At 72.1% G+C, this 22,838-nt stretch carries 14 protein-coding genes and 2 pseudogenes; 11 read left to right on the forward strand and 5 right to left on the reverse strand.

What is annotated here, in order from left to right:
• Window positions 1–118: 118 nt before the first annotated feature.
• Window positions 119–326 (reverse strand): annotated as a pseudogene (locus AC07F0_RS18940) (MarR family winged helix-turn-helix transcriptional regulator); the annotation flags it as partial.
• On the opposite strand from AC07F0_RS18940, the pseudogene AC07F0_RS18945 reads away from it, so the two are divergent.
• Window positions 323–712 (forward strand): annotated as a pseudogene (locus tag AC07F0_RS18945) (YceI family protein); the annotation flags it as partial. The pseudogenes AC07F0_RS18940 and AC07F0_RS18945 overlap by 4 nt on opposite strands.
• Before the next feature lie 18 nt (window positions 713–730).
• Here the strand turns inward: AC07F0_RS18945 and AC07F0_RS18950 are convergent.
• Both AC07F0_RS18950 and AC07F0_RS18955 read right to left on the reverse strand, forming a co-directional pair.
• Window positions 731–2,350 (reverse strand): hypothetical protein, encoded by a 1,620-nt coding sequence (locus AC07F0_RS18950; RefSeq protein WP_478980449.1) that lies wholly within the window; start codon window positions 2,348–2,350, stop codon window positions 731–733.
• A gap of 226 nt (window positions 2,351–2,576) precedes the next feature.
• Entirely contained in the window at window positions 2,577–6,671 is a 4,095-nt protein-coding gene (locus AC07F0_RS18955; protein WP_478980217.1) for a molybdopterin-dependent oxidoreductase, read from the reverse strand.
• Between the two features lie 193 nt (window positions 6,672–6,864).
• Here AC07F0_RS18955 and AC07F0_RS18960 point away from each other — a divergent pair, with 193 nt between their 5' ends.
• The 4 genes from AC07F0_RS18960 to AC07F0_RS18975 all read left to right on the forward strand — a co-directional run bounded on the left by AC07F0_RS18960 (window position 6,865) and on the right by AC07F0_RS18975 (window position 9,506).
• Complete coding sequence (locus tag AC07F0_RS18960) at window positions 6,865–7,260, forward strand: cell division protein SepF (RefSeq protein WP_338783675.1); 396 nt, start codon at window positions 6,865–6,867, stop codon at window positions 7,258–7,260.
• Between the two features lie 120 nt (window positions 7,261–7,380).
• Window positions 7,381–8,538, forward strand: coding sequence for an AAA family ATPase (locus AC07F0_RS18965; protein WP_478980219.1), 1,158 nt, complete (start codon window positions 7,381–7,383; stop codon window positions 8,536–8,538).
• Window positions 8,535–8,858 carry a nucleotide pyrophosphohydrolase gene (locus AC07F0_RS18970; RefSeq protein ID WP_086850055.1) on the forward strand — a complete coding sequence of 108 codons (324 nt, stop codon included), beginning with the start codon at window positions 8,535–8,537 and terminating at the stop codon, window positions 8,856–8,858. Before AC07F0_RS18965 ends, AC07F0_RS18970 begins: the two co-directional genes overlap by 4 nt.
• Before the next feature lie 177 nt (window positions 8,859–9,035).
• Window positions 9,036–9,506, forward strand: a complete 471-nt coding sequence (locus tag AC07F0_RS18975) for a DUF6099 family protein (protein WP_086604552.1) — start codon at window positions 9,036–9,038, stop codon at window positions 9,504–9,506.
• A gap of 353 nt (window positions 9,507–9,859) precedes the next feature.
• On the opposite strand, the gene AC07F0_RS18980 is transcribed toward AC07F0_RS18975, so the two are convergent.
• Complete coding sequence (locus AC07F0_RS18980; protein ID WP_478980221.1) at window positions 9,860–10,033, reverse strand: hypothetical protein; 174 nt, start codon at window positions 10,031–10,033, stop codon at window positions 9,860–9,862.
• A gap of 240 nt (window positions 10,034–10,273) precedes the next feature.
• Between AC07F0_RS18980 and AC07F0_RS18985 the strand changes: the two genes are divergently transcribed.
• Window positions 10,274–11,197, forward strand: coding sequence for an LLM class F420-dependent oxidoreductase (locus tag AC07F0_RS18985; protein WP_478980223.1), 924 nt, complete (start codon window positions 10,274–10,276; stop codon window positions 11,195–11,197).
• 63 nt (window positions 11,198–11,260) lie between these two features.
• On the opposite strand, the gene AC07F0_RS18990 is transcribed toward AC07F0_RS18985, so the two are convergent.
• Window positions 11,261–11,455 carry an SAM-dependent methyltransferase gene (locus tag AC07F0_RS18990; RefSeq protein WP_478980225.1) on the reverse strand — a complete coding sequence of 65 codons (195 nt, stop codon included), beginning with the start codon at window positions 11,453–11,455 and terminating at the stop codon, window positions 11,261–11,263.
• Between the two features lie 238 nt (window positions 11,456–11,693).
• Here AC07F0_RS18990 and AC07F0_RS18995 point away from each other — a divergent pair, with 238 nt between their 5' ends.
• The 5 genes from AC07F0_RS18995 to fxsT all read left to right on the forward strand — a co-directional run bounded on the left by AC07F0_RS18995 (window position 11,694) and on the right by fxsT (window position 22,831).
• Window positions 11,694–13,157: a 3' terminal RNA ribose 2'-O-methyltransferase Hen1 gene (locus AC07F0_RS18995; RefSeq protein ID WP_478980226.1), complete on the forward strand. Its 1,464-nt coding sequence runs from the start codon at window positions 11,694–11,696 to the stop codon at window positions 13,155–13,157.
• Complete coding sequence (locus AC07F0_RS19000; RefSeq protein WP_478980227.1) at window positions 13,154–15,730, forward strand: polynucleotide kinase-phosphatase; 2,577 nt, start codon at window positions 13,154–13,156, stop codon at window positions 15,728–15,730. Before AC07F0_RS18995 ends, AC07F0_RS19000 begins: the two co-directional genes overlap by 4 nt.
• Before the next feature lie 187 nt (window positions 15,731–15,917).
• Window positions 15,918–17,453, forward strand: coding sequence for a VMAP-C domain-containing protein (locus AC07F0_RS19005; protein WP_478980228.1), 1,536 nt, complete (start codon window positions 15,918–15,920; stop codon window positions 17,451–17,453).
• Window positions 17,450–18,520: an AAA family ATPase gene (locus AC07F0_RS19010; protein ID WP_478980229.1), complete on the forward strand. Its 1,071-nt coding sequence runs from the start codon at window positions 17,450–17,452 to the stop codon at window positions 18,518–18,520. Before AC07F0_RS19005 ends, AC07F0_RS19010 begins: the two co-directional genes overlap by 4 nt.
• Window positions 18,521–22,831 (forward strand): FxSxx-COOH system tetratricopeptide repeat protein, encoded by a 4,311-nt coding sequence (gene fxsT, locus AC07F0_RS19015; RefSeq protein WP_478980230.1) that lies wholly within the window; start codon window positions 18,521–18,523, stop codon window positions 22,829–22,831. It abuts the gene before it with no gap.
• The last annotated feature ends 7 nt before the right edge of the window (window positions 22,832–22,838 follow it).

Raw genomic sequence — 22,838 nt, forward strand, 5'->3', positions numbered from 1 at the left:
CCCGGAGGGTCCGTCGGTCTGGCGGACAAGAAGTGGCTCCTCATAGGTGGGGTGTATCGGGGACAACGTTCATCGTCGCGCCCGTGTTCCCGGATTCTACGACGGTGTAGAGAAGGCCTCAGTCCGTGCGGGAGCCCTCGGCGAGGTCCGGCACCAGTGCGCGCAGCGCTTCCCGCTGGTCCGGGCCCATGAAACGGGCGAGGGGACTGCGTCACCGTCCCGGCGAGCGGGCCGAAGGCCTCGGTCAGGAGGCGGCGGGCCTTGTCGGTGAGGGTGACCTCGACGCCGCGCTTGTCGCCGCACACCGACCTGCGGGTGACGAGGCCAGGTCCGGCCCGACGGGTCCGCCGTCGGCACCCTGGCCTTCGGCGGTGCCTCCCTCGACACCAAGAACGCCAAGCGCGACACCCACCTGAGGTCCGCCGACTTCTTCGACGCCGACCACCACCCCGAGATCACCTTCGTGGCCCGCAGTGCCGAGCTGCGCGACGGCGACCAGGTGCACATCGTCGGCCAGCCCACCCGGCGCGGCGTCAGCAGGCCGCTGTCCCTCACCGCCCGCCTGAAGGACGGCACTGCCACGGGACTCGCGCTGGAGACCGAGTTCAGCGTCGACCGGGAGCAGTTCGGCAGGGGCTGGAACCAACTGGGCATGATCCGCGGCCGGACCACGGTCACCGCCGGCCTGCGCTTCGTCCGGACCACCGCCTGACCCGTCCCCGAAGCGGTGTCAGCCCGACCGGCGCAGCGCCTGCTGCACATCCGCGCTCGACAGGGTCTGCGGCGACGCCGTGAACGCGCGCAGGCGGATCCGGGCACCCGGCCGGGGCAGCGTGAACCGGCCCGAGGGCGGCCGGAGCTCGTAGCGGGCGGTGGCATGCGCGGGCAGGGTGCGCGGGCCCCGGACGATCCGCCAGTACGGGTCCATGCCCTGGCCCATGGTCAGGGTGAAGTGCGGGGCGAGGGCCGTGTCGTCCGTGTTGCCGACCTGGAGGGTGAGGCGGGAGACGGTCGCCGCGGTGGGATGGCGTGCCGCGACGACCCGCATGCGCAGGGGCGGCGTGCCCGTCGCCGCCACGGCCGCGCCGCCCAGTGCGGGCATGAGGAGCAGCGCCGCCAGGGCGATCCGGGCCGGGCGGCGCCGCGGCCCGGACAGCAGGCGCACCCGGGGCTGCCACGCCCCGGCGAACGCCGACGCGGGAGCGGTCACGGCCGCCGCCAGCCACAGCGGGGTCATCAGCAGGTAGTAGCCGTCCTGGGAGCGGGTCGCCAGATAGAAGGCGCACCAGGGCAGGACGGTCGCGGCCGGCCCCAGGCGCCGTACGAAGAGCACGAACAGCACGAGCAGGCCGGCGAGCAGCAGCAGGCTCGCGGAGGAGTACCAGTCGAGCCGGTCGCTGCCGTTGGTCAGGTACAGCGAGATGTCGACGACACCCTGCCCGTGCAGCACGGCGCCCTGCGTCAGCGGCAGGGCGATCCCCGTCAGCCAGGGGCCCGGCTCGCTGACGACGAAGTAGGTGTTGATCAGCAGCCACATGGTCGCCGCGGCCCCCGCGAACCGCAGCACCACCAGCGCCGCGGCCCGGCCGCCCAGCTCGCCGCGCCGCACGGCGTAGAGCCCCGCCAGCAGGAACGGCGCCAGGAACCAGGGGAGTTGCTGTGCCGCGCACGCCGCCCCCAGACACGCGGCCCGCGCCAGACCGGCGGCCCCGAGCCGCCCGCCCGCCCCGATACGCGGCCAGCGCACCACCACCGGCACCAGCAGGGCCAGGGCCACGATCGCCGGGTAGCCGAGCCGCGCGTACGACGGCAGCATCCCGAAGCCCAGGCACACCATGGTCGCCGCCGACCGCCACGGCGCCGGCAGCATCCGCCACAGCACGACCGTGCCGGTGACCAGCGCGCCCGTGCTCACCGCCGTCGCCGGAGCACCGCCGTGCCCCAGCCACAGCAGCGGCACGGCCAGCAGCGGGGCCAGCGGCGGATACCCGTAGGTGAGGTCGTAGCCGCCGGTCACCGTCGGTGTCAGGGCCACGCCGTGGCCGAAGAGCCAGCGCCACGGCTGCCCGTACACCGGGTGTCCCGCGGCCACTTCCCGCGCCGCCTGGGTGGTGAGCAGCGCCTCGTCGGAGCCGTGGTGGAGCATGATCCACGCGCACAGGGTGAGCGTCACGCCCGTCACCAGCACGCACAGGTCCACCCGCGCCAGCGACCGTTCCCGGCGGACGGCCAGGGCCAGGACCCCGCACGCCAGGATCGAGGCGTAGCACGCCGAGATCACCGCGGCCACGGCCGGCCGGTGACCGGCCGCCGTCGCCCACACCGCACGGGTGCCGATCAGCAGACTCATGTCGGCGAGCAGGGTCAGGACGCGGTGCCACTGGGCCGGGGACGGCGGCCCGGTCGGCGCCGACTGCGTGCGCGCGCCGGGCACCAGAAGGGTGGTTTCTGCCGAGTACACGCCGCAGGACGCTAATCGCCGCCGGTGAGCGGGGCCCGGGCGGCGGTGAAGAGACGGGTGTGAGGCGAGTAAGGACCGGCATGCGCTCAGGAACCGCCGAGGAGTCGCCGCCCGCTCAGTACACGTCCCGCACGTACCGCTTGTCCGCCGCGAGTTGTTTCACGTACGCGGCGGCCTCCCCCTCGCTCAGCCCGCCGTGTGCCACCGCGATGTCCCGCAGGGCCCGGTCCACGTCCTTGGCCATGCGGGAGGCGTCGCCGCAGACGTAGAAGCGGGCGCCGTCGCGCAGCCAGTGCCACAGCTCCGGCCCGTGCTCGCGCATCCGGTCCTGCACGTACACCTTGTTGCGCTGGTCGCGGGAGAAGGCGGTGTCCAGACGGGTGAGGGTGCCCTCGTCGAGCAGAGCCGTCAGCTCGTCCTCGTAGTAGAAGTCCGTCGCGCGGTGCTGCTCGCCGAAGAACAGCCAGTTGGGGGCCCGGTGCCCGAGGGCCCGACGCTCCTGGAGGAAACCGATGAACGGCGCGACTCCGGTGCCGGGGCCGACCATGATCATCGGCGTCGACGCGTCGGCCGGGGGCCGGAAGTGCGGCGAACGCTGCACGAACACCGGCACCTCGGTGTCCGCCCCGGCGTCGGCGAGGAACGGCGAGCACACCCCGCCGCGCTGACGCCCCCGCAGGTTCTCGTACCGCACCACGGACACCGTCAGCGACACCTCGTGCGGGTCGACCAGCGGGCTGGACGATATGGAGTACAGCCGCGGCTGGAGCTTCCGCAGCACCCCCGTCCACTCCTCGGCGTCCGCCCGCACCGCGTACTCCGCGATCACGTCCACGGCCTGCCGCCCCCAGCACCACTGGGCCAGCCCGTCCTTGTTGTCGGGCCGCATCAGCCTGCGCAACTCGTGCCTGTCCCGGGCGCGTTCGGCGACGAACCGCAGCAGGTCCGGGGTGATCCTCGTGATGTCGAGATGCCGGCCCAGCGCCTCGGCGAACGGCACCTCCCCCACCCCGGCCACCTCCACGGCCGTCGCGCCGTCCAGCCCGGTCACCGCCAGCCACTCCGTCACGAGGTCCGGCGCGTTGACCGGCCGTACGCCGAGCGCGTCCCCGGCCTCGTACGCCAGGTCCGTCCCGCGCGTGTCGAAGGTGAACCGCCGGACCTCCTTGACCGCGCCCGGCCCGCTGAGCAGCCGGTTGCCGACGAGCCGGGCGAGGGTGGCGGCGGGCTTCGGCCTCGGTTTCGGCCTCGGTTCAGGGCGCGAGGCAGGGGAGTCGGCCGGGGCGGCGGCCGGACCGCCCAGCGCCGAGAGCACCTGGTCGAGCCAGGCCCCCGCGGAGTCCCCGTAGTCCGGCTCGCAGTCCGTGCGCGGAGCCAGCCGCACCCCGCCCAGTTCGTCGAGGCGCGCGTCCAGCCGGCGCCCGTGCCCGCAGAAGTCGTCGTACGAGGAGTCGCCGAAGGCGAGCACGGCGTACCGCACCCCCTCCAGCCGTGGGGCCCCTTCACGGGAGAGCGCGTCCCACAGGCCGGTGCCGTTGTCGGGCGCGTCGCCGTCCCCGAAGGTGCTGGTGATGAAGAGCAGGTCCGCCGTGCGGGCGAGCGCGGTGACATCGGCCTCGTCCATGCCGACCAGGGTCGTACGGTGCCCGGTCGCGGTCAGCCGCTCGGCGGTGGCGGTGGCGAACTCCTCGGCGTTCCCCGTCTGCGAGGCCCACAGCACCACCACCTCACGGCCGGCCGGCTCCCTCGCGGGGGCGGCCGGCGGCGCCGAGCGCGAGTACATGCCGGCGAGGACGCCGTTGACCCACAGGGCGTGCTCGGGGGGGAAGGGCGCGTCGGGCGGCAGCACCGGAACGCCCGGGGCGCCGGAGCCGAGCCCGGCGAGGAAGCCGGTGAGGTACTGGCGTTCCTGGGCGGACAGGACCGGGGGAGGGGAGGGCTGGAGGCCGAAGGGATCGGTCCCGGCGGGGGTGACGGTCGTCGGCGTCAGAGCCCCGGCCGGTCCCTCGCGTACGGCGCTCGCCGCCTCTGGCACGGACGCCTCACGTACGGGCGTCGCCACCTTCGCCAGCGACACCGCGCACACCTTGAACTCGGGCTGGAACGACAGCGGATCGACCGCGTCGCTCGTCACCGCGTTGATGCTCAGGTACTCGCCGAACAGGTCGTTCCAGTGGAACGGCGCGAAACAGCAGCCGGGCCGCACCCGGTCCGTCACCACCGCCGGCAGCACGGCCCGCCCGCGCCGCGAGGCGACCTCGACCAGATCGCCCTCCGCGACCCCGAGCGCGTCCGCGTCCCGCGGGTGGAGCTCCACGAAGGGCCCGGGGTTCAGCTTGTTGAGCTTGGCGACCTTCCCGGTCTTGGTGAGTGTGTGCCACTGGTGCTGCACCCGCCCGGTGTTGAGCACGAACGGATAGTCGTCGTCCGGCATCTCGGCGGCGGGCAGATGCGGCCGGGCGAAGAAGACGGCACGGCCGCTCGCCGTCGGGAAGCGCAGCCCGTCGTCACCCACGTACCGGACGGGATTGCGCTCCGGACCGTCCTCCCGCGCGGCCGGCCACTGCACGGGTGTCCGCCGCAACCGCTCGTAGGAGACACCGCGCAGATCCCACTGCGTCTTCGGGTTGTGGAACCGCCGGATCTCCTCGAAGACCTGCTCGGCACTGTCGTACGAGAACCCCTTCTCGTACCCCATCGCGCACGCGACCTCCGCGATGATCCGCCAGTCGGCCATCGCCTCCCCGGGCGGATCCGCGGCGGCCCGGGTCAGCGTGAGGGTGCGCTCGCTGTTGACGAAGACGCCCTCCGCCTCGGTCCACATCGCGCCGGGCAGGACGACATCGGCGTACGCGTTCGTCTCGGTGTCCGTGAACACGTCCTGCGTGACGACGAACTCGGCGGCCTCCAGGCCCTCGATGACCGTACGGCGGTTGGCGACCGAGGCGACGGGATTGGTGCAGATGATCCAGCAGGCCTTGATCTCCCCGTCGGCCATCTTCCGGAACATCTCGACGGTGCCCTGCCCGACCCCGTCGGCCCGCAGGGTCCCCGGCGGCAGCTCCCACACCTCCTCGGTGAACTCCCGCTCCTGAGCCACGAGCACCGACCGCTGCCCCGGCAGCCCCGGGCCCATGTAGCCCATCTCGCGCCCGCCCATGGCGTTGGGCTGGCCGGTGAGGGAGAACGGCCCGGCGCCCGGTCGGCAGATCGCGCCCGTCGCCAGATGCAGGTTGACCAGGGCGTTGGTGTTCCAGGTGCCGTGCGTGGACTGGTTCAGCCCCATGGTCCAGCAGCTCATCCACTGCCGGCCGGCCTCGCCGATCAGCCGGGCCGCCTGGCGGATGTCGTCCTCGGCGAGCCCGGTGATCTCCGCGACCGCGGCCGGGGCGTAGTCGGCGAGGAAGCCGGGCAGGTCCTCCCAGCCCTCGGTGTGGGCCGCGACGAACTCCGCGTCGGTGTGCCCCTCCTCGTGCAGCAGGTGCAGCAGGCCGTTCAGCAGCGCGAGGTCGGTCCCCGGCCGGATCTGGAGGAACACGTCGGCCTTGGCGGCGGTCGCGGTCCGCCGCGGATCGACGACGATCAGCCGGGCGCCCGCCTTGACCCGTTCCATCATCCGCAGGAAGAGGATCGGATGGCAGTCGGCCATGTTGGAGCCGATCACGAGGAAGACGTCCGCCTGATCGAAGTCCTCGTACGAGCCGGGCGGCCCGTCCGCGCCCAGCGACAGCTTGTAGCCGCTGCCCGCGCTCGCCATGCACAGCCGCGAGTTCGACTCGATCGCGTTCGTCCGCACGAACCCCTTGGCGAGCTTGTTCGCCAGGTACTGCGCCTCCAGGCTCATCTGCCCGGACACGTAGAAGGCGACCGCGTCCGGCCCGTGCGCGTCGACGATCGCCCGCAGCCGCGCGGCGGTCTCGGCGATCGCGTCCGCGACGGGCGAGGGCACCGGCTCCTCGCCCCGGTCGTCCCGCACCAGCGCCGTGGTCAGCCGCCCGGGCGCGGCGAGCATGTCGGCCGTCGTCGCGCCCTTGGTGCACAGCCGGCCCGCGTTCGCCGGGTGCGCCTTGTCGCCGGACGCCTTCAGGACCGTGCGCCGCCCGTCCGGCCCCATGCCGACGTCGAGCACGAGACCGCAGCCCACTCCGCAGTACGAGCAGACGGTGCGCACCTGATCCGTCTGCTGCTGGGGCCGTGGCGTCGTGGTCATGCCTAGACGGTACGAATGTCCCGTTACACGGGTGTCACATTGCTTGATCACAAGGAGTTACGCCCGTCACACAGCCTTCTTCCGGCCGTTGTGAGGTGCATCGAGGTGGCGGAGCGTGTCGCAGTTGGGCCGAACGGGTGACCGTGCGCAAGAATTGGCCGATGGAGACAGCCAGCGCGAGCCAGGACGGAGCATGCCGGTGAACAGCCACGATGTCACCGACGAACAGTGGGAGGGGCTCGCCCAGGTCGTGCCGCTGCGGGGCCGGGACGCCTGGCCCTCGTCCGTCGGCCACCGGTCCCTACCCGAGGCCGAGACGGAGGCGCGACGACGCTTCGTCGTCCTGCGGGTGAACGTCTTCGCCGACGCCCGTGACGTCGCCGAGACCCTGATGGCGGGCGTGCCGGTGCTGCTCGACCTGACCGGCGCTGAGACGGAGGTCGCCAAGCGCGTCCTCGACTTCAGCACCGGTGTCGTCTTCGGCCTGGCGAGCGGAATGCACCGGGTGGACCGCAACGTGTTCCTGTTGACACCGGCGGGGACCGAGGTGACGGGGCTGATGGAGGGGATCGGGGTTCCCGGGGTGTGATGTCGCCTTCGGTGTGACGTCGCCGGGGTGTGGCGTCCCCTGGGGGCCGGGTCGCCCGATCGTAGGAAGCCCCGGGAGATGGAACGGTTCCTCCCGCGAGCGGAGCCCTACGGTCCGGACATGACCCAGCCCCCCGCTCCCACGCCCCCGGTTCCTCTCACCTCACTCGTGCGGCCGAGCATCACCGAGCTGCGGCTGTCCGCCTTCGCCGGCCACCGCCGCGCCGCACTCCCGCTCGGACCGCTCACCCTCCTCGCCGGTCCCAGCGGCTCCGGCAAGTCCAGCGCGCTGCGGGCGTACGAGGCACTCGCCCGGCTCGGGGGAGGAGCGACGCTCGGCGAGGCGTTCCCGGACCCTGTCGCCTGTGTCCCGGAGCGGGCCCGCCCCGACGCGCAGCGTCGCCGCGGCTTTCGTATCGGCTGCACGGCCGACGGGCCCGCGGGCCCGGTCCGGCTCGATGTCGCCGTGCAGGCCGAGCCCCGACTGCGCGTCGTGGGCGAGCGGTTGACGGCCGGCGAGCTGGTGCTGCTGGAGACCGCCCTGCGGGATCCCGGGAAGCGGGCCGTGCAGGCCGCCTGGCACACGGCCGGGCCGACGCCGGTGACCCGTGGCCCGCTGCCGGACGACCGGCTCGGCACCGCCCTGCTGCCGCTGCGCGTGGCCGGCCGGACGCCCGGGCAGCGCAGGGTGCTGGCCGCCGCCGAGCAGATGGTCGTCGCCCTGCGCTCCGCCTTCCCCTGCGATCCCGACCCCGGCCGGATGCGCGGCCCCGTACCGGCCGGCTCCGGGCGGCTCCTGAGCGACTGCGGGAACCTCGCCGACGTGCTGTTGCGCACCCGCGCCGAGTGCGGACACCGGCACACGCTGTTCGTCGCGGCGGTACGGGCCGGCTGTGCGGGGCCGGTGGCGGACGTGCTCGCCGAGGTGCCGGCCGACGGGACGGTGCGGGCGGTGCTCGACCGGGGCGACGGCGTCCGGACCGGGCTGCGGCGCCTCGGTGACGGCGAACTGCGGTACATCGCCCTGGCGTTGGTGCTGCTCACCGGCCCCGGGGTGCTGGAGGTCGACCCCGCCAGCGAGGTGCCCGCCGCGCTCCAGACGCTCACCGTCCTCGCCGACGGCCTCGACCGGAACCTGGACGTACGGCAGCGGCGGGAACTGCTGCGGCTCGCGGTCCGGATGTGCGAGCGCGGTCATATCCGGCTGGTCGGCGCGGTGAGCGACGGGTCGTGGGCCGACGGGACCGACGGGGTCACGGTGGTAGACCTGGAGCCGTGACAGAACCTCTCGACGTGGCGAAACTGCAACGCCGGCTGGCCGAGTTCGCGGCCGCGCGGAACTGGCAGCCCTACCACACCCCCAAGAACCTGGTCGCCGCGCTCAGCGTGGAGGCGTCCGAACTGGTCGAGATCTTCCAGTGGCTGACGCCCGAGGAGTCGGCCCGTGTCATGACCGATCCGGACACCGCACACCGGGTCACGGACGAGGTCGCCGACGTGCTCGCGTATCTGCTCCAGCTGTGCGAGGTGCTCGGCATCGACCCGCTGGCCGCGCTGGACGCGAAGATCGACCGGAACGAACGGAGGTTCCCGATCTAGGAGCACCGCAGTCCACTTGTACACTGCGTAACCAAAATGCGGTCCGAATCCGAATTGTTGTCCGCAGATTTCCGTCTTCCTCTGGCTTTTCGTCTCACACCCCTTCACTCTGGGTAGTGAACAAGGGAGTCGGGTGGACGGACGCGCGGAGCGCGTCGGACAGGACGGGGGCAGTGCATGGACGCGGTGCGGCTCATCGTGACGAGCAGGCGGTCCCTGGCCGCGGGCGGCGACGTGCCGGGGATCCTGGCCGAGGTGTGGCAGGCACAGGCCCTCGCGCAGGCGATTGGAAGCCGCCTCGCGGTCGCCGGCCCGCCCGAACTGCGCGGCGAGGCACTGGGGTTGACGGAGCTGGCGGGCCGCGGCTGCGGTGTCCTCGACCCGCCCGAACTGGCCCCCGGTGAGCTGCGGGCGGGCCAGCTCACCGAGTTGGGCGACGCCCGCCACACCCTGATGTACCTCGGGGGACTCCTCGGGGAGGTCGGGATCGCCCTCGTGGGCCTCGCCTGCGCCGCGGACGACGAGGGCACGTACTGGCAGTGCATGGAGGCCATCGACGCGGCGGACGAGTCCCGGGACCGCGTCCTGGAGATGCTCCGCAGACTCGCGGACCGGGAACAGGCGTTACCGGAGCGGGAGGCGGGGTAGCGACCCCACCGCGAACCGCCTGGCGGCTACGAGAGACCGGCTTCGGTCGCCACGGACCGGCTTCGGCCACGACGGACCGGCTTCGGCCACGACGGCCCGGCTTGGCCACCGCGAACCGCCTCCGGCTACCAGAGACCGGCTCCGGCCACGCCCGACGGGCTCCGGCTACCACCTACCGGCCCCGGCCACCGCCTCGGTTACCAGAGACCGGCTCCGGCCACGCCCGACGGGCTCCGGCTACCACCTACCGGCCCCGGCCACCGCCTCGGCTACCAGAGACCGGCTCCGGCCGCCACGGACAGGGTTCGGTCACCGCAGACCGGCCCCGGCTGCCCCGTGAGGGGGAGCGGACCTCAGCCGACCTGCTCCTCCTCGCTCGACCTCTGGTCGGCGTCCCACGCCGCCTGGAAATCCGCGTCCAGCGCCGACAGGTCCGCGTTCAACGCCGCCATCAGCTCCTCCATCTGCTGCAACAGCCCCTTCGGCTGCCCCGTCCCGCCCTGCTGCGGCATGGTCTCTTCGGACATGACGGCCTCCTCGGCCCCTGGCCCCCCGGGGGGCCTACGCGGGTGACGCCCCGGCGCTCACCGGCCGGTGCGGAAGCCGGGGGCTCCGGCTCCGCCCGAGCCAACGATCACCAACGGGGCCGGTCACTGGCCCGGTTGCGCGGAACCCGCGGTATTGACGTAATTTCACCCGACCGGGGACCGGGCGGCACGAGGGGTCCGATCGCGTCGCCCCACGACCCGGCGTGCAGGATGGGAAGCATGGACCTTCGCATCTTCACCGAGCCCCAGCAGGGGGCCACCTACGACACTCTGCTCACCGTGGCCAAGGCCGCGGAAGAGCTCGGCTTCGACGCATTTTTCCGTTCCGACCACTACCTCCGCATGGGCTCCGTGGACGGCCTGCCCGGCCCCACCGACGCCTGGATCACGCTGGCCGGACTCGCCCGCGAGACCAAGCGCATCCGGCTCGGCACCCTGATGACCGCCGGCACGTTCCGACTCCCCGGCGTGCTCGCCATCCAGGTCGCGCAGGTCGACCAGATGTCCGGCGGCCGGGTCGAACTCGGCCTCGGCGCGGGCTGGTTCGAGGAGGAGCACAAGGCCTACGGCATCCCGTTCCCCAAGGAGAAGTTCGCCCGGCTCGAGGAACAGCTGGAGATCGTCACCGGCCTGTGGTCGACGGAACTCGGCAAGACCTACGACTTCCACGGCACCTACTACGACCTCACGGACTCTCCCGCGCTGCCCAAGCCGACGCAGCAGAAGATCCCCGTGCTCGTCGGCGGCCACGGCCCGACCCGCACCCCGCGGCTGGCCGCCAAGTACGCCGACGAGTTCAACATGCCGTTCGCCTCCGTCGAGGACAGCGAGCGCCAGTTCGGCCGGGTGCGCGCCGCCGCCGAGGAGGCCGGCCGCAAGGGCGACGACCTGACCTACTCCAACGCCCTCGTCGTGTGCGTCGGCCGGGACGACCAGGAGGTCGCCCGCCGGGCCGCCGTGATCGGCCGCGAGGTCGACGAGCTGAAGCTCAACGGCCTGGCCGGCTCCCCGGCCGAGGTCGTCGACAAGATCGGCCGCTACGCCGAGGCCGGCGCGAGCCGCATCTACCTCCAGGTCCTCGACCTGGACGACCTCGACCACCTGGAGCTGATCTCGTCGCAGGTGCAGTCCCAGCTGTCGTAGAACCGTACGCAGGATGAGCGTCCGGCGGACCGACGCGGAGCCCGGTCCGCCGGACAGCGTCCGTCACGGCTTGCGGCCCACCCCCACATAGAGGGGGATCTCGTCGCCCCCGTTGGCGCCCCCGCGCTGTTCACCGAGTTCGGTGTGCCACTGGGCGGCCGGCACCACCCCCGGCTCCACCAGTTCGAGCCCCGTGAAGAACGCCGAGAACTCGGCGTCGGAGCGCACCTGCGCCGTCGTCCCGCCCTTGCGGTACACCTCGACGACCCCGCTCCCAGGTCTCCGGGTCGAAGGCGCCCGTGGCGTGCGAGAGCGGCCGGCGTCTTTCACGTGAAGCCTCCGCGTCTCCGCGTGCGTGGGCGCTCTTCCTGAAGGAATCCCCCTCGAACACCCGGTCGATCGTGAGGCTGGCGAAAATTCCCGGGTGCCGTCGGGGCCGGCTCTGTACGGTGGGGCGTATCCGCAGTTCAGACCGCTGATCAAAGGTCGACCCACCGTGTTTCTGACCATCACGACCACCGGCACCCCGGAACGTCCCGCCACCGATCTCGGCTTCCTGCTGCACAAGCATCCCGAGAAGGCGCAGGCGTTCTCCACGTCCTACGGCACGGCCCACGTCCTCTACCCCGAGGCGGACGACCAGCGCTGCACGGCGGCGCTGCTGCTGGAGGTCGACACGGTGGCCCTGGTCCGGCGCGGCAAGGGCAAGGGCCGAGGCGGCGCCCCGGACGCGGCACTCGCCCAGTACGTCAACGACCGCCCGTACGCCGCCTCCTCCCTGCTCGCCGTGGCGCTGAGCGGCGTGTTCTCCAGCGCGATGAAGGGCGTCTGCAACGCGAGGCCCGAACTGCCCGGCGTACCCCGGCCGTTGCGCATCGAGGTGCCCGCGCTGCCCGCCCGCGGCGGCCCGGAGCTCGTACGACGGCTCTTCGAGCCGCTGGGCTGGACGGTGACGGCCGAGCCCGTGCCGCTGGACACCGAGTTCCCGCAGTGGGGCGATTCGCGCTACGTCCGGCTCGAACTGGAGTCCGCGGACCGCACGCTCGCCGAGGCCCTGCGCCACCTCTACGTCCTGCTCCCGGTCCTGGACGACGCCAAGCACTACTGGGTCGCCTCCGACGAGGTCGACAAGCTGCTGCGCGCCGGCGAGGGCTGGCTGCCCGGCCACCCGGAGCAGAAGCTGATCACCAACCGCTACCTCTCGCGCCGCTGGTCGCTGACCCGGCAGGCGACGGAGCGGCTGGAGCTGGTGCGGCTGGCCGAGGCGGACGACAGCGAGGTCGAGGAGATCGACAACGCGGTCGAGGCGGACACCGAGACCGAGGAGCGGCCGACCCCGCTGGCCGTGCGGCGCCGGGCGGCGATCACCGCTGCCCTCAAGGCCTCCGGGGCCGCCCGGGTGCTCGATCTCGGCTGCGGCCAGGGCCAGTTGGTGCAGGCGCTGCTCAAGGACCCGGCGTTCACGGAGATCGTGGGCCTTGACGTGTCGATGCGCGCGCTCACCATCGCCTCCCGGCGGCTGAAGCTGGACCGCATGGGGGAGCGGCAGGCCGCGCGCGTCAAGCTCCTCCAGGGCTCGCTCGCCTACACCGACCAGCGACTCAAGGGGTACGACGCGGCCGTGCTCAGCGAGGTGATCGAGCACCTCGACCTGCCCCGGCTGCCCGCTCTGGAGTACGCCGTGTTCGGCGCCGCACGGCCCAGGACGGTCCTCGTGACGACCCCGAACGTCGAGTACAACGTGCGCTGGGAGAGCCTCCCGGCCGGCCACGTCCGGCACGGCGACCATCGCTTCGAGTGGACTCGCGCGCAGTTCCGGGCCTGGGCGGAGGCGGTGGCCGAACGGCACGGCTACGCGGCCGAGTTCGTCCCCGTCGGCCCCGACGACCCGGAGGTGGGACCGCCCACCCAGATGGCCGTGTTCACACTGACCACCCCGAAGGAGGCGAAGGCGGCATGACCGACGTACGCGAGGGGCGCGTCCTGCCCGTCACCGACCTCTCCCTGGTGGTCCTCGTCGGCGCCTCCGGCTCCGGCAAGTCCACCTTCGCCCGCAGGCACTTCAAGCCGACCGAGATCATCTCGTCCGACTTCTGCCGTGGTCTCGTCTCGGACGACGAGAACGACCAGAGCGCCACCAAGGACGCCTTCGACGTCCTGCACTACATCGCGGGCAAGCGCCTCGCCGCGGGCCGCCGCACCGTCGTGGACGCGACCAGCGTGCAGCCCGACGCCCGCCGGCAGCTGGTCGAGCTGGCCAGGCGGTACGACGTCCTGCCGATAGCCATCGTGCTCGACGTGCCCGAGAACGTGTGCGCCGAGCGCAACGCGGCCCGCACCGACCGCGCGGACATGCCCCGCCGGGTCATCCAGCGCCACATCCGCGAACTCCGCCGCTCCCTCAGGCACCTGGAGCGCGAGGGCTTCCGCAAGGTGCACGTCCTGCGCGGCGTGGAGGACGTCGAGCACGCCACCGTCGTCACGGAGAAGCGCTTCAACGACCTGACCCACCTCACCGGCCCCTTCGACATCATCGGCGACATCCACGGCTGCTCCACCGAACTGGAGTCACTGCTCGGCAAGTTGGGCTACGCGGACGGCGTCCACCCCGAGGGCCGGACCGCCGTCTTCGTCGGCGACCTGGTCGACCGCGGCCCCGACAGCCCGGGCGTGCTGCGCCGCGTGATGGCGATGGTGAAGTCGGGCAACGCCCTGTGCGTGCCCGGCAACCACGAGAACAAGTACGGCCGGTACCTGCGCGGCCGCAAGGTCCAGCACACCCACGGCCTTGCCGAGACCATCGAGCAGATGGCGCGCGAGAGCGAGGAGTTCGCCGCCGAGGTACGGGAGTTCATCGACGGACTCGTCAGCCACTACGTCCTCGACGGCGGCCGGCTGGTCGTCTGCCACGCCGGGCTGCCCGAGAGGTACCACGGCCGCACCTCGGGCCGGGTCCGCAGCCACGCCCTGTACGGCGACACGACCGGGGAGACCGACGAGTTCGGCCTGCCGGTGCGCTACCCGTGGGCCGAGGAGTACCGGGGCCGGGCGGCCGTCGTGTACGGCCACACCCCGGTCCCGGAAGCCACCTGGCTCAACAACACCATCTGCCTGGACACCGGCGCCGTGTTCGGCGGCAAGCTCACCGCGCTGCGCTGGCCGGAGCGCGAGCTGGTCGACGTCCCCGCCGAGCGGGTCTGGTACGAGCCGGCGAAGCCGCTGCGCTCCGAGGCACCCGGCGGACAGGACGGCCGACCGCTGGACCTCGCGGACGTGCGGGGCCGCCGGGTCGTGGAGACCCGGCACCAGGGCCGGATCTCGATCCGCGAGGAGAACGCGGCCGCGGCCCTGGAGGTCATGAGCCGCTTCGCGGTGGACCCGCGACTGCTGCCGTACCTCCCGCCGACGATGGCCCCGACGGCGACTTCGCACGTCGACGGCTATCTGGAGCACCCGGCCGAGGCCTTCGCACAGTACGCGGCGGACGGTGTCGCCCGGGTCGTGTGCGAGGAGAAGCACATGGGCTCGCGTGCGGTGGCCCTGGTGTGCCGGGACGCGGAGGCGGCCCGCAAGCGCTTCGGTGTCGGGGGCACCTCCCGCTCGAGCGCGGCCGAGAGCGGGGGAGGCCCCACCGGGGCCCTCTACACCCGCACCGGCCGCCCGTTCCTCGACGACGACACCCTCACCGAGGAGATCCTCGACCGGCTGCGCACGGCGATCGGCGAGGCCGGCCTCTGGGATCAGCTCGAGACGGACTGGATGCTGCTGGACGCCGAGCTGATGCCCTGGTCGCTGAAGGCGTCCGGGCTGCTGCGGTCGCAGTACGCCGCCGTCGGTGCCGCCTCCGGCGCGGTCCTCCCGGGCGCGCTGGCCGCGCTGGAGGGCGCGGCGGCACGGGGCGTCGACGTGACCGGACTGCTGTCCCGCACCCGGGAACGGTCCGCCGACGCCGCCGCGTTCACCGAGGCGTACCGCCGCTACTGCTGGACCACGGACGGCCTCGACGGCGTCCGCCTGGCACCGTTCCAGATCCTCGCGGTCCAGGGCCGCAGCCTCGCCGGACTGCCGCACGACGAGCAGCTCACCCTGCTCGACCGGCTCGTCGAGCACGACGGCAGCGGCCTGCTCCAGACCACCCGGCGGCTGTACGTCGACACGGGCGACCCCGAGTCCGTCCGGGCCGGTGTCGACTGGTGGCTGGAGATGACCGGCCGCGGCGGCGAGGGCATGGTCGTCAAGCCGGTCGGCGCACTCGTCCGTGACGCGCAGGGCCGCCTGGTGCAGCCCGGCATCAAGTGCCGCGGCCGCGAGTACCTGCGGATCATCTACGGCCCGGAGTACACGCGCCCGGAGAACCTGGCCCGCCTGCGCTCCCGGTTCCTCAACCACAAGCGGTCCCTGGCGATCCGCGAGTACGCGCTCGGCCTGGAGGCCCTGGACCGGCTGGCCGAGGGCGAGCCGCTGTGGCGGGTGCACGAGGCGGTGTTCGGGGTGCTGGCGCTGGAGTCGGAGCCGGTGGATCCGAGGCTGTGAACGACTGGGCGACGGCTTTGCCGTCGCCCATCAGCGCTTTGCGAACTCCCGACGCCGAGCAACCTGGTTAGTCAGGAAATGACGTGCTACGTTCGCTGGTCAGTCAGGTGTACCGGCTCGTGGGGGAAGGTCGGTGGAGACAGCGGCGGATTTAGGCGAGTTCGGGCGCACGCCGGAAGGGTCTCTGTTGCTCCGCCTGACAGAGGCGCTGTGCGAACTGAGCTGTGTGGAGGATCAGCCCGGGCGGGTGTTCTTCGCCGGGATTCTCTCCGAACAGTTGAACCTGCACGTCGATGTGCGCGGAACCAAGCAGCGTGAGGACGTCATCGCCCTTGTGCGAGCGGCGCTGAGCGGGCCGGGGGGCGCGCGTGTGCTGGTCGATGTGGTGCGGCTCTGCGAAGGTGCCTCGGCCGCCTCCGCGTTCGAGCGGTTGCTGACGCCCGGAGGGCACACGGTGGATGTTGCCGCACCGCTGTCCGGACCTCTGTCCCCTCGTGACACGGAAGCGGCCCTCGCCCTGCTGGCCGCCGTGAAGGGGCAGCTGTCCGGCGCGGCTCTGCGCGACGCGCTCGTCAGGGAACTGCACTGTGAGATGCCGCCTCGCTTGTCACCCGAGCAACTCTTCGCCCATTTATTGGAGTTGAACGTGCAGCCGGACGGTCTGCCGCCCGCCGTGCTGCTCATCGAGCACGCGGCGGGGCTGGTCGCGGCCCCTGCCTGGCAGCACGCCCTGTCCTCGTGGTCCCGTGGTTGGGCGGAGCGGGCCGGTCTGCTCGGCCCGCTGCGACGACGCCGGTCTGAACGGGCCGGTGCCACCGCCGACCCCACCATTCCCAGATGCCTCGTGGTGACCGTGGAACCGGCGGGTGACGGCTCCGGTGACATCGTGGTCCGCCCCTGGCTCAACACGGTTCCCGGCTACTGGCAACCCCAGCCTTCCCTGCCCGAGACGATCAGCCTCGACGGACTGGGCGGGGCGGTGGAGCGTGCTCTGCGCCAAGTCGTGCGGCTGGCCCCCGGCGGACTCGACGAACCCCTTCTCGACGGCTGCGAAGCCATGCCGCCCTACGTCGAGTTCGTCCTGCCGTACGAGTTGCTGAACCACAACGTGGCAGGACTGACGGTGCGTTCGGGGGACGGCAGCCCGCTGCCTCTCGGGCTGAAGTACGCGGTGCACCTGCGCAGCCTGGAGCGGATGCGCACGGACGACGTACTGGTCAGGGCACAATGGCTGGAACGCTGGACCCGGCTGCAACGCCAGGGAATCACCGTGCACGGTTGGCGATCGTCGGATGCCGACGGGTTGAACGAGTGGCAGGCGGCCCTTGCCGCCGACCCCGGTCGCACTGCCGCGGTGCTCGACGCTCCCGACGGGAACCGGGCCATGGAGGTCCTCAAGGCCGCCATCGCCGAGGGAGTCCCGCTGGCCGTCTGGGACCGCAGGGGCACGTTCCTCGAAGAGCGTCGCGAGGTGGTCACGGCCGTCTTCGCCGCCGTTCAGAAGCCGGTCCAGCTCCCACTCGTCATCCATCGACTGAGACGCAGAGCGGAAGTCGACGCTGCCGGACCCCTGCTGCTCGGCCGGCACATCGCCTTCTTCTGGGACGACCCCCACCGGCTCGTCGACATCCAGACAGCCGCGGACGACGACCTGGCGCATCAGCACGACATCGCCTATACGGGCAGCAGGCGCACCATCGACAGTGAGGAGACCCCGGTATGAGCGGGCCCGAACCGGCGGAGGTGGAGAACTGGCGCGTCTTCCGAGCCACGGGGGCGGCCCCGCGGGGGACGCCGCCCCAACTACCGCCGGTGCCGCCTTGGCGCCGGTTCCGAGGCGGTCCGCCACAGCCTCCGGCACCCGAGGACGAGGAGTCAGCGACGCGCCGCCTCGGACAGGTCGACGCGGTGCCCCAACTCGACAGCGAGAGCACCGACATCGTCAACGCCGCCCTGCTGCTGCGCAGGCCGCTTCTGGTCACCGGGTCACCGGGTGTGGGCAAGTCCACACTCGCCTACCTCATGGCCCGTGAGCTGGGTCTGGGACGTGTGCTGGAGTGGAACATCGTCAGCCGGACGACCCTGCGCGACGGCCTGTACGCTCATGACGCTCTCGGCCGCGCACAGGCCATCGCGGCCTGGCGAGCCGGTCTGAACCCGGCCGGAGCCACCCCGTCGGTCGCCGGGGCCGAACCCGGTGCGCCGGCAGCACCGGCGCCCGCCATCGGTGACTTCATCACTCTGGGCCCGCTGGGCACCGCCCTGCTGCCCTATGAACGCCCTCGAGTGCTGCTTGTCGACGAACTCGACAAGAGCGACATCGACCTGCCGAACGACCTCTTGCACGTGCTCGAGAACGGCAGTTACGACATCCCCGAGCTGGTGCGGGACACCCAGGACAGCGCCCGGGTGCACACCGGCGACCCCGGGGTGCACGCCGTGGTGCGGCAAGGGCGAGTGGAGTGCCGGGAGTTCCCGGTCGTGGTGATCACCAGCAACGGGGAGCGGGAGTTCCCTGCCGCCTTCCGCAGGCGTTGTCTTCCCTTAGCGATGCGCACCCCGACCCGGGAACAGCTGCTCGCCATCGTGGAGAGTCACCTCAGGACACGGCCGCCGGACGCCGAATCCCTCGTGGACCTGTTCGTCCAGCGCATCGAGGCGGGTGGCATGCATTCCCTGGACCAGCTGCTCAACGCCGTCCAGCTCACCTCCGCCGGTATGTTCCGGGCCGACGAGGGGGGACGCAAGCTCCTGGAGATGCTGCTGCGTGATCTGGCGAAGGGCCGCTGAGTGGTCGGGGAGCCCGGCCGCCCGGCCTCCGGGTCCGGCCCCGGTGGTGCCGACACGGCCGTAGCAGGGCGGTCAGGGCCGCAGCCGCCCCCGGCCGCGTCCGGACCGTCCGCCCTGCGCTGGCAGGATCTCGCCGACGCCATCTGGTTGATGGCCCACTGGCTCCACACCGGTGCCCCGATCCGGACGGACGGGAACTCCCCGCAGACGGAACCGGGCGGGGCCCCGGAGCTCCCGCCCCACGTCTCGCGCCAGGAGCCGCCGGATCCGCCGAAGGACGACATCGCAACGTCCGCGGCCCCGTCCTTCACCCCCGACCCGGACGGGTCCGACCGCGTGCACCTGGGCGTCCCCGCGCTGTCCCCGACGCGGTCCACTGCCCCGGCGGACAACCGACCCGCCGCCGAACTGGCGCGCGCGCTGCATCACCTCTCGCGGCAGGTACCGTCCCATGACGCCGTGCAACTGGACGAAGAGGCCACGGCGGAACGGGGCATCTTCGACGAGCTCTGGCTTCCCAGCTTCCGGCCCGCCGACGTCACCGCCTTCGAGCTGGTCATCCTCATGGACGAGACTGCCACCATGGCGGTGTGGCGTGCGGAGACGGCCGCCCTGGCCGCTGCCGCCGAACACAGCGGTGCCTTTCGCGCCGTCCGCACCGTCGACGTGGTGGTGCCCCGGAACGGCGAGCCGCTGCTGCGCTGGAGTGCCGCAGGGACCACGGCGGACCCCGGTGAAGTCCTCAACGGCCGCCGGGACCGCATCTTCCTCGTCGTCACGGACGGGCTCCGCCACGGCTGGGCGGCTCCGGCTGCCGACCGCCTCCTCGGCCGCCTGGGCCGGGCCGGCCCGACCGCCCTCGTGCATCTTCTCCCGCCGCACATGCGGCACCGCTCTTCGCTGTATCCCTACCCGGCGGAACTGGAGGCGGGCGGCTTCGGGGCGGCGAACCACCGCCTCAGTCTGCGACCGTCGGCCGGTGGGCTCGATCCGATGCGCCCGCTGCCGCAACTGGTCGACGGTGCCCTGCCGGTCCCGGTGCTGTCCCTCAAGGCGGGCTCCTTCTCCGCCTGGGCCGACCTCGTCGTCGGAGAGCATGGCGTGCGCCGTACCTTGCCCGCCGTGGTGGCCGGAACGCTGTACCAAGGGGCCCCCGCGCCCGGTCTGCGTGCTCCTCGCCGGTCGGGAGCAGGCGACGCGGTGGGCCGCTTCTTCACGCTGGCCACACCGGCGGCCCGCCGGCTGGCGACTCAGGTCGCCGCGATCCCCTTCGACTTCGACCTCATCGACCAGTTGCGGAAACGGACGATGCCGACGGCCGGCCCCGAACATCTCGCCGAGATCCTCATGGGCGGCCTGATCGACTGGGGCGGACGCGACATGGAACGCCCCGAATTCGCCGACGGCATCCGCGAGGCACTCCTCGCCACCACGACACGGGCTCAGCTGGCCCGCATCATCGGAGTCCTGGGCGAACTGCCCGCAGCAGGGGAGCAAGGTGTCGCACTGCGGGCCGCCCTGCGAGACCCGTACGGCACCGACCTGCCGGACCCGAACGCCGGGGCCTGGCGGGAGTCGGAGCTCGCCGTCATGAGGGCGCTGGCAGGGCCGTACTCCGAACGGGCCCGCCGGATCGAGGCGGAGCGGGGCAACCCCGGCGCGACCAACCACAGGCGCGCAGGCCGACCCGCACGGCTGGCGGACGGAAGGGCTGTCGAGCAGCCCGCCGCGCAGCCGGCGACGGCGTCACACGCCCCGGACCAGCATCCAACGAAGACAGGGCAGGGAATGAACAGGACATCGACCGAACCGCCTGCCCTCCTGGTGAACGTTCCCCTGCGGAACACCACGTTCGTCGGCCGGCAGGCACTGCTGCGGACGGTCGAGGAACAGCTCGCCGCCCAGGACACCGCGGCCGTACTGCCTCACGCATTGCACGGGCTCGGCGGTGTCGGCAAGTCCCAGCTGGTGCTGGAGTACATCTACACCCATCAGTACGACTACAGAGTGATCTGCTGGATCCCCGCAGAGCGGGAGAGCCTCGTGCTCGCGGCCCTCGCGACTCTGGCCGCCCAGCTGGGTGTCGCGCCGACCGAGCAGGACACCGTGGGAGTTCCGGCCGCCGGCACAGCAGTCCCTGCGGCCCTGGAAGCGCTACGCACGGGGGTGCCGTACGACAACTGGCTGCTGGTCTTCGACAACGCCGAAGACGTCGACATGGTACGCGGTTACTTCCCCGCCAACGCACCGGGGAAAATCATCGTCACCTCCCGGAACCGGGGCTGGGAACGGGTGGCCACCTCGCTGCCGGTGAACGTCTTCGAGCGCGAGGAGTCCATCGAGCTGCTCCAGAAGCGCGCCGCGGACCTGCCGCAGGAGGACGCCGACCGGCTGGCCGAGGCCCTCGGCGACCTGCCACTCGCCGTGGAGCAGGCGGGCTCCTGGCTCGGTGTCACCGGCATGGAGGTCGACGAATACCTCGAACTGCTCGCCCAGCGCAGCCCGGAGATCCTGGAGATCGAGCAGAGCCCTGACTACCCGGTCTCCGTTGCCGCCGCCTGGGACATCTCCCTGGAACGGATCAGGCAGAACAACCCGGGAGCCCGCCAACTGCTGGACATCTGCGCCAACATGGCCCCCGAGCCGATCCCGAGGTCGATCCTGCGCAGCAGCCGGGGCGTCAACATCACGCCACAGATCGACCCGATGCTGCGGGAGCCGATCAAACTGAACCGGGCGATCCGAGACCTCAGCCAGTTCTCCCTGATCAAGGTCGACCCGCGCGCGGGCACCCTCCAGATGCACCGCCTGCTCCAGACCGTGCTCCTCGCCAAGCTGAGCGAAGAGGAAGGCGAGCGGATGCGGGACGCCGCCCACCAACTGCTGTCCGCCGCGAACCGGGGCCCCTACGGATCATCCCTGGAGTGGCGCGACTACCAGGCGCTGCTGCCCCACGTGCTCGCCTCCCAGGCGGTGACCAGCACCGACCCCTATGTGCGCGACCTGGTCTACGACACCATGTGGTTCCTCTACTACTGGGGTGACCACGAGGGCGCCGCGGCCTTCGGCCGGCAGGCGTGGAGCGCCTGGGTCGCCGCCTCGGGCGAGGAGGACATCTATGTCATCCGTATGACCAAGGGCTTCGCGTTCCTGCTGCGCCGGACCGGGCAGATCGCCGAGTCGATCCCGCTCACCGAGCAGGCGCTGGAGGTCTCCCGCCGGCTGCAGGTCGAGCCTGAGGAACTCATCGACTCCCTGTGTGATATGTCCGACGCCCGCCGCTACCAGGGCCGGTTCCAGGAGGCGCGGGACCTGGGCCGGGAGGCCACCGAACTGGCCCGCTCGTTGTTCGGCCCCGAAGACCAGGCCACTCTGCGGGGCGCTCACAGCTGGGGCGTGGACCTGCGGCTGTGCGGGCAGTTCAAGGAAGCGCTGACGCTGGACCAGGAGACCGCCCGCCAGCGTGACGCCCTGTTCGGCGACGCCAGCTTCTTCACGCTCAACACCCTCCACTGCGTCGGCATCGATATGCGAGAGGCGGGCCGATACCCCGAGGCGCGCGAATTCCAGGAGGACGTCTACCGCCGGGCGCTCGCCGCGCTCGGTGAGAAAAACCCCCTGACCCTGCGCATCGCCCGTGACCTCGGAGTCTGCCGCCGCCGGGACGGAAGCCTCGCCGAGGGCGCCAAGCTGGCAGAGGACACCCTGCGCAACTTCGCGACCCGCTACGGCGACGAGCACCTCGACTCGCTGACCACGGCGACCAACGTCTCCGTCGACCGCCGCCTGGCCGGGGACCTGGAAGGCTCCCGCCGGCTCGCGGGGAGCACCGCGGACCGGCTGGAGCGGCGTCTCGGAGCGAACCACGCGCACACCCTTTTGACCAGGGCGAACCTGGCCGCCACCGAGCGGGCCCTGGGTGCCCTGGACACCGCGCAGGAGTTGGAGGACGACGTCGTGCGGCGGCTGAGCGACACGGTCGGGCCGCACCACGTCATCACCCTCACCGTGGGCATCGGCCAGGCCAACACCTCCTATGGCCGGCTCGACTTCGAGCGGGCGCACGCCATCGACTCCGCCAGCCTGCCCCTGCTGGCCGAGGCGGCGGGTGAGGACCACCCGCTCGCCCTCTCCTGCGCCTCCAACCTCTCCCTCGATCTGCGGGGACTCGGGAGGGCCGAGGAGGCGGACGTGCTCCAGCGCAAGGCGGTGGAGGGCTTCGCCGCGGTCCTGCGCACCGACCACCCCTGGCTCCAGGCCGCCCGTCAGCGCCGCCGCATCGAGTGCGACATCGCTCCCATGCCCATGTGACACGAGG

Source organism: Streptomyces sp. NPDC045955, assembly GCF_056430805.1.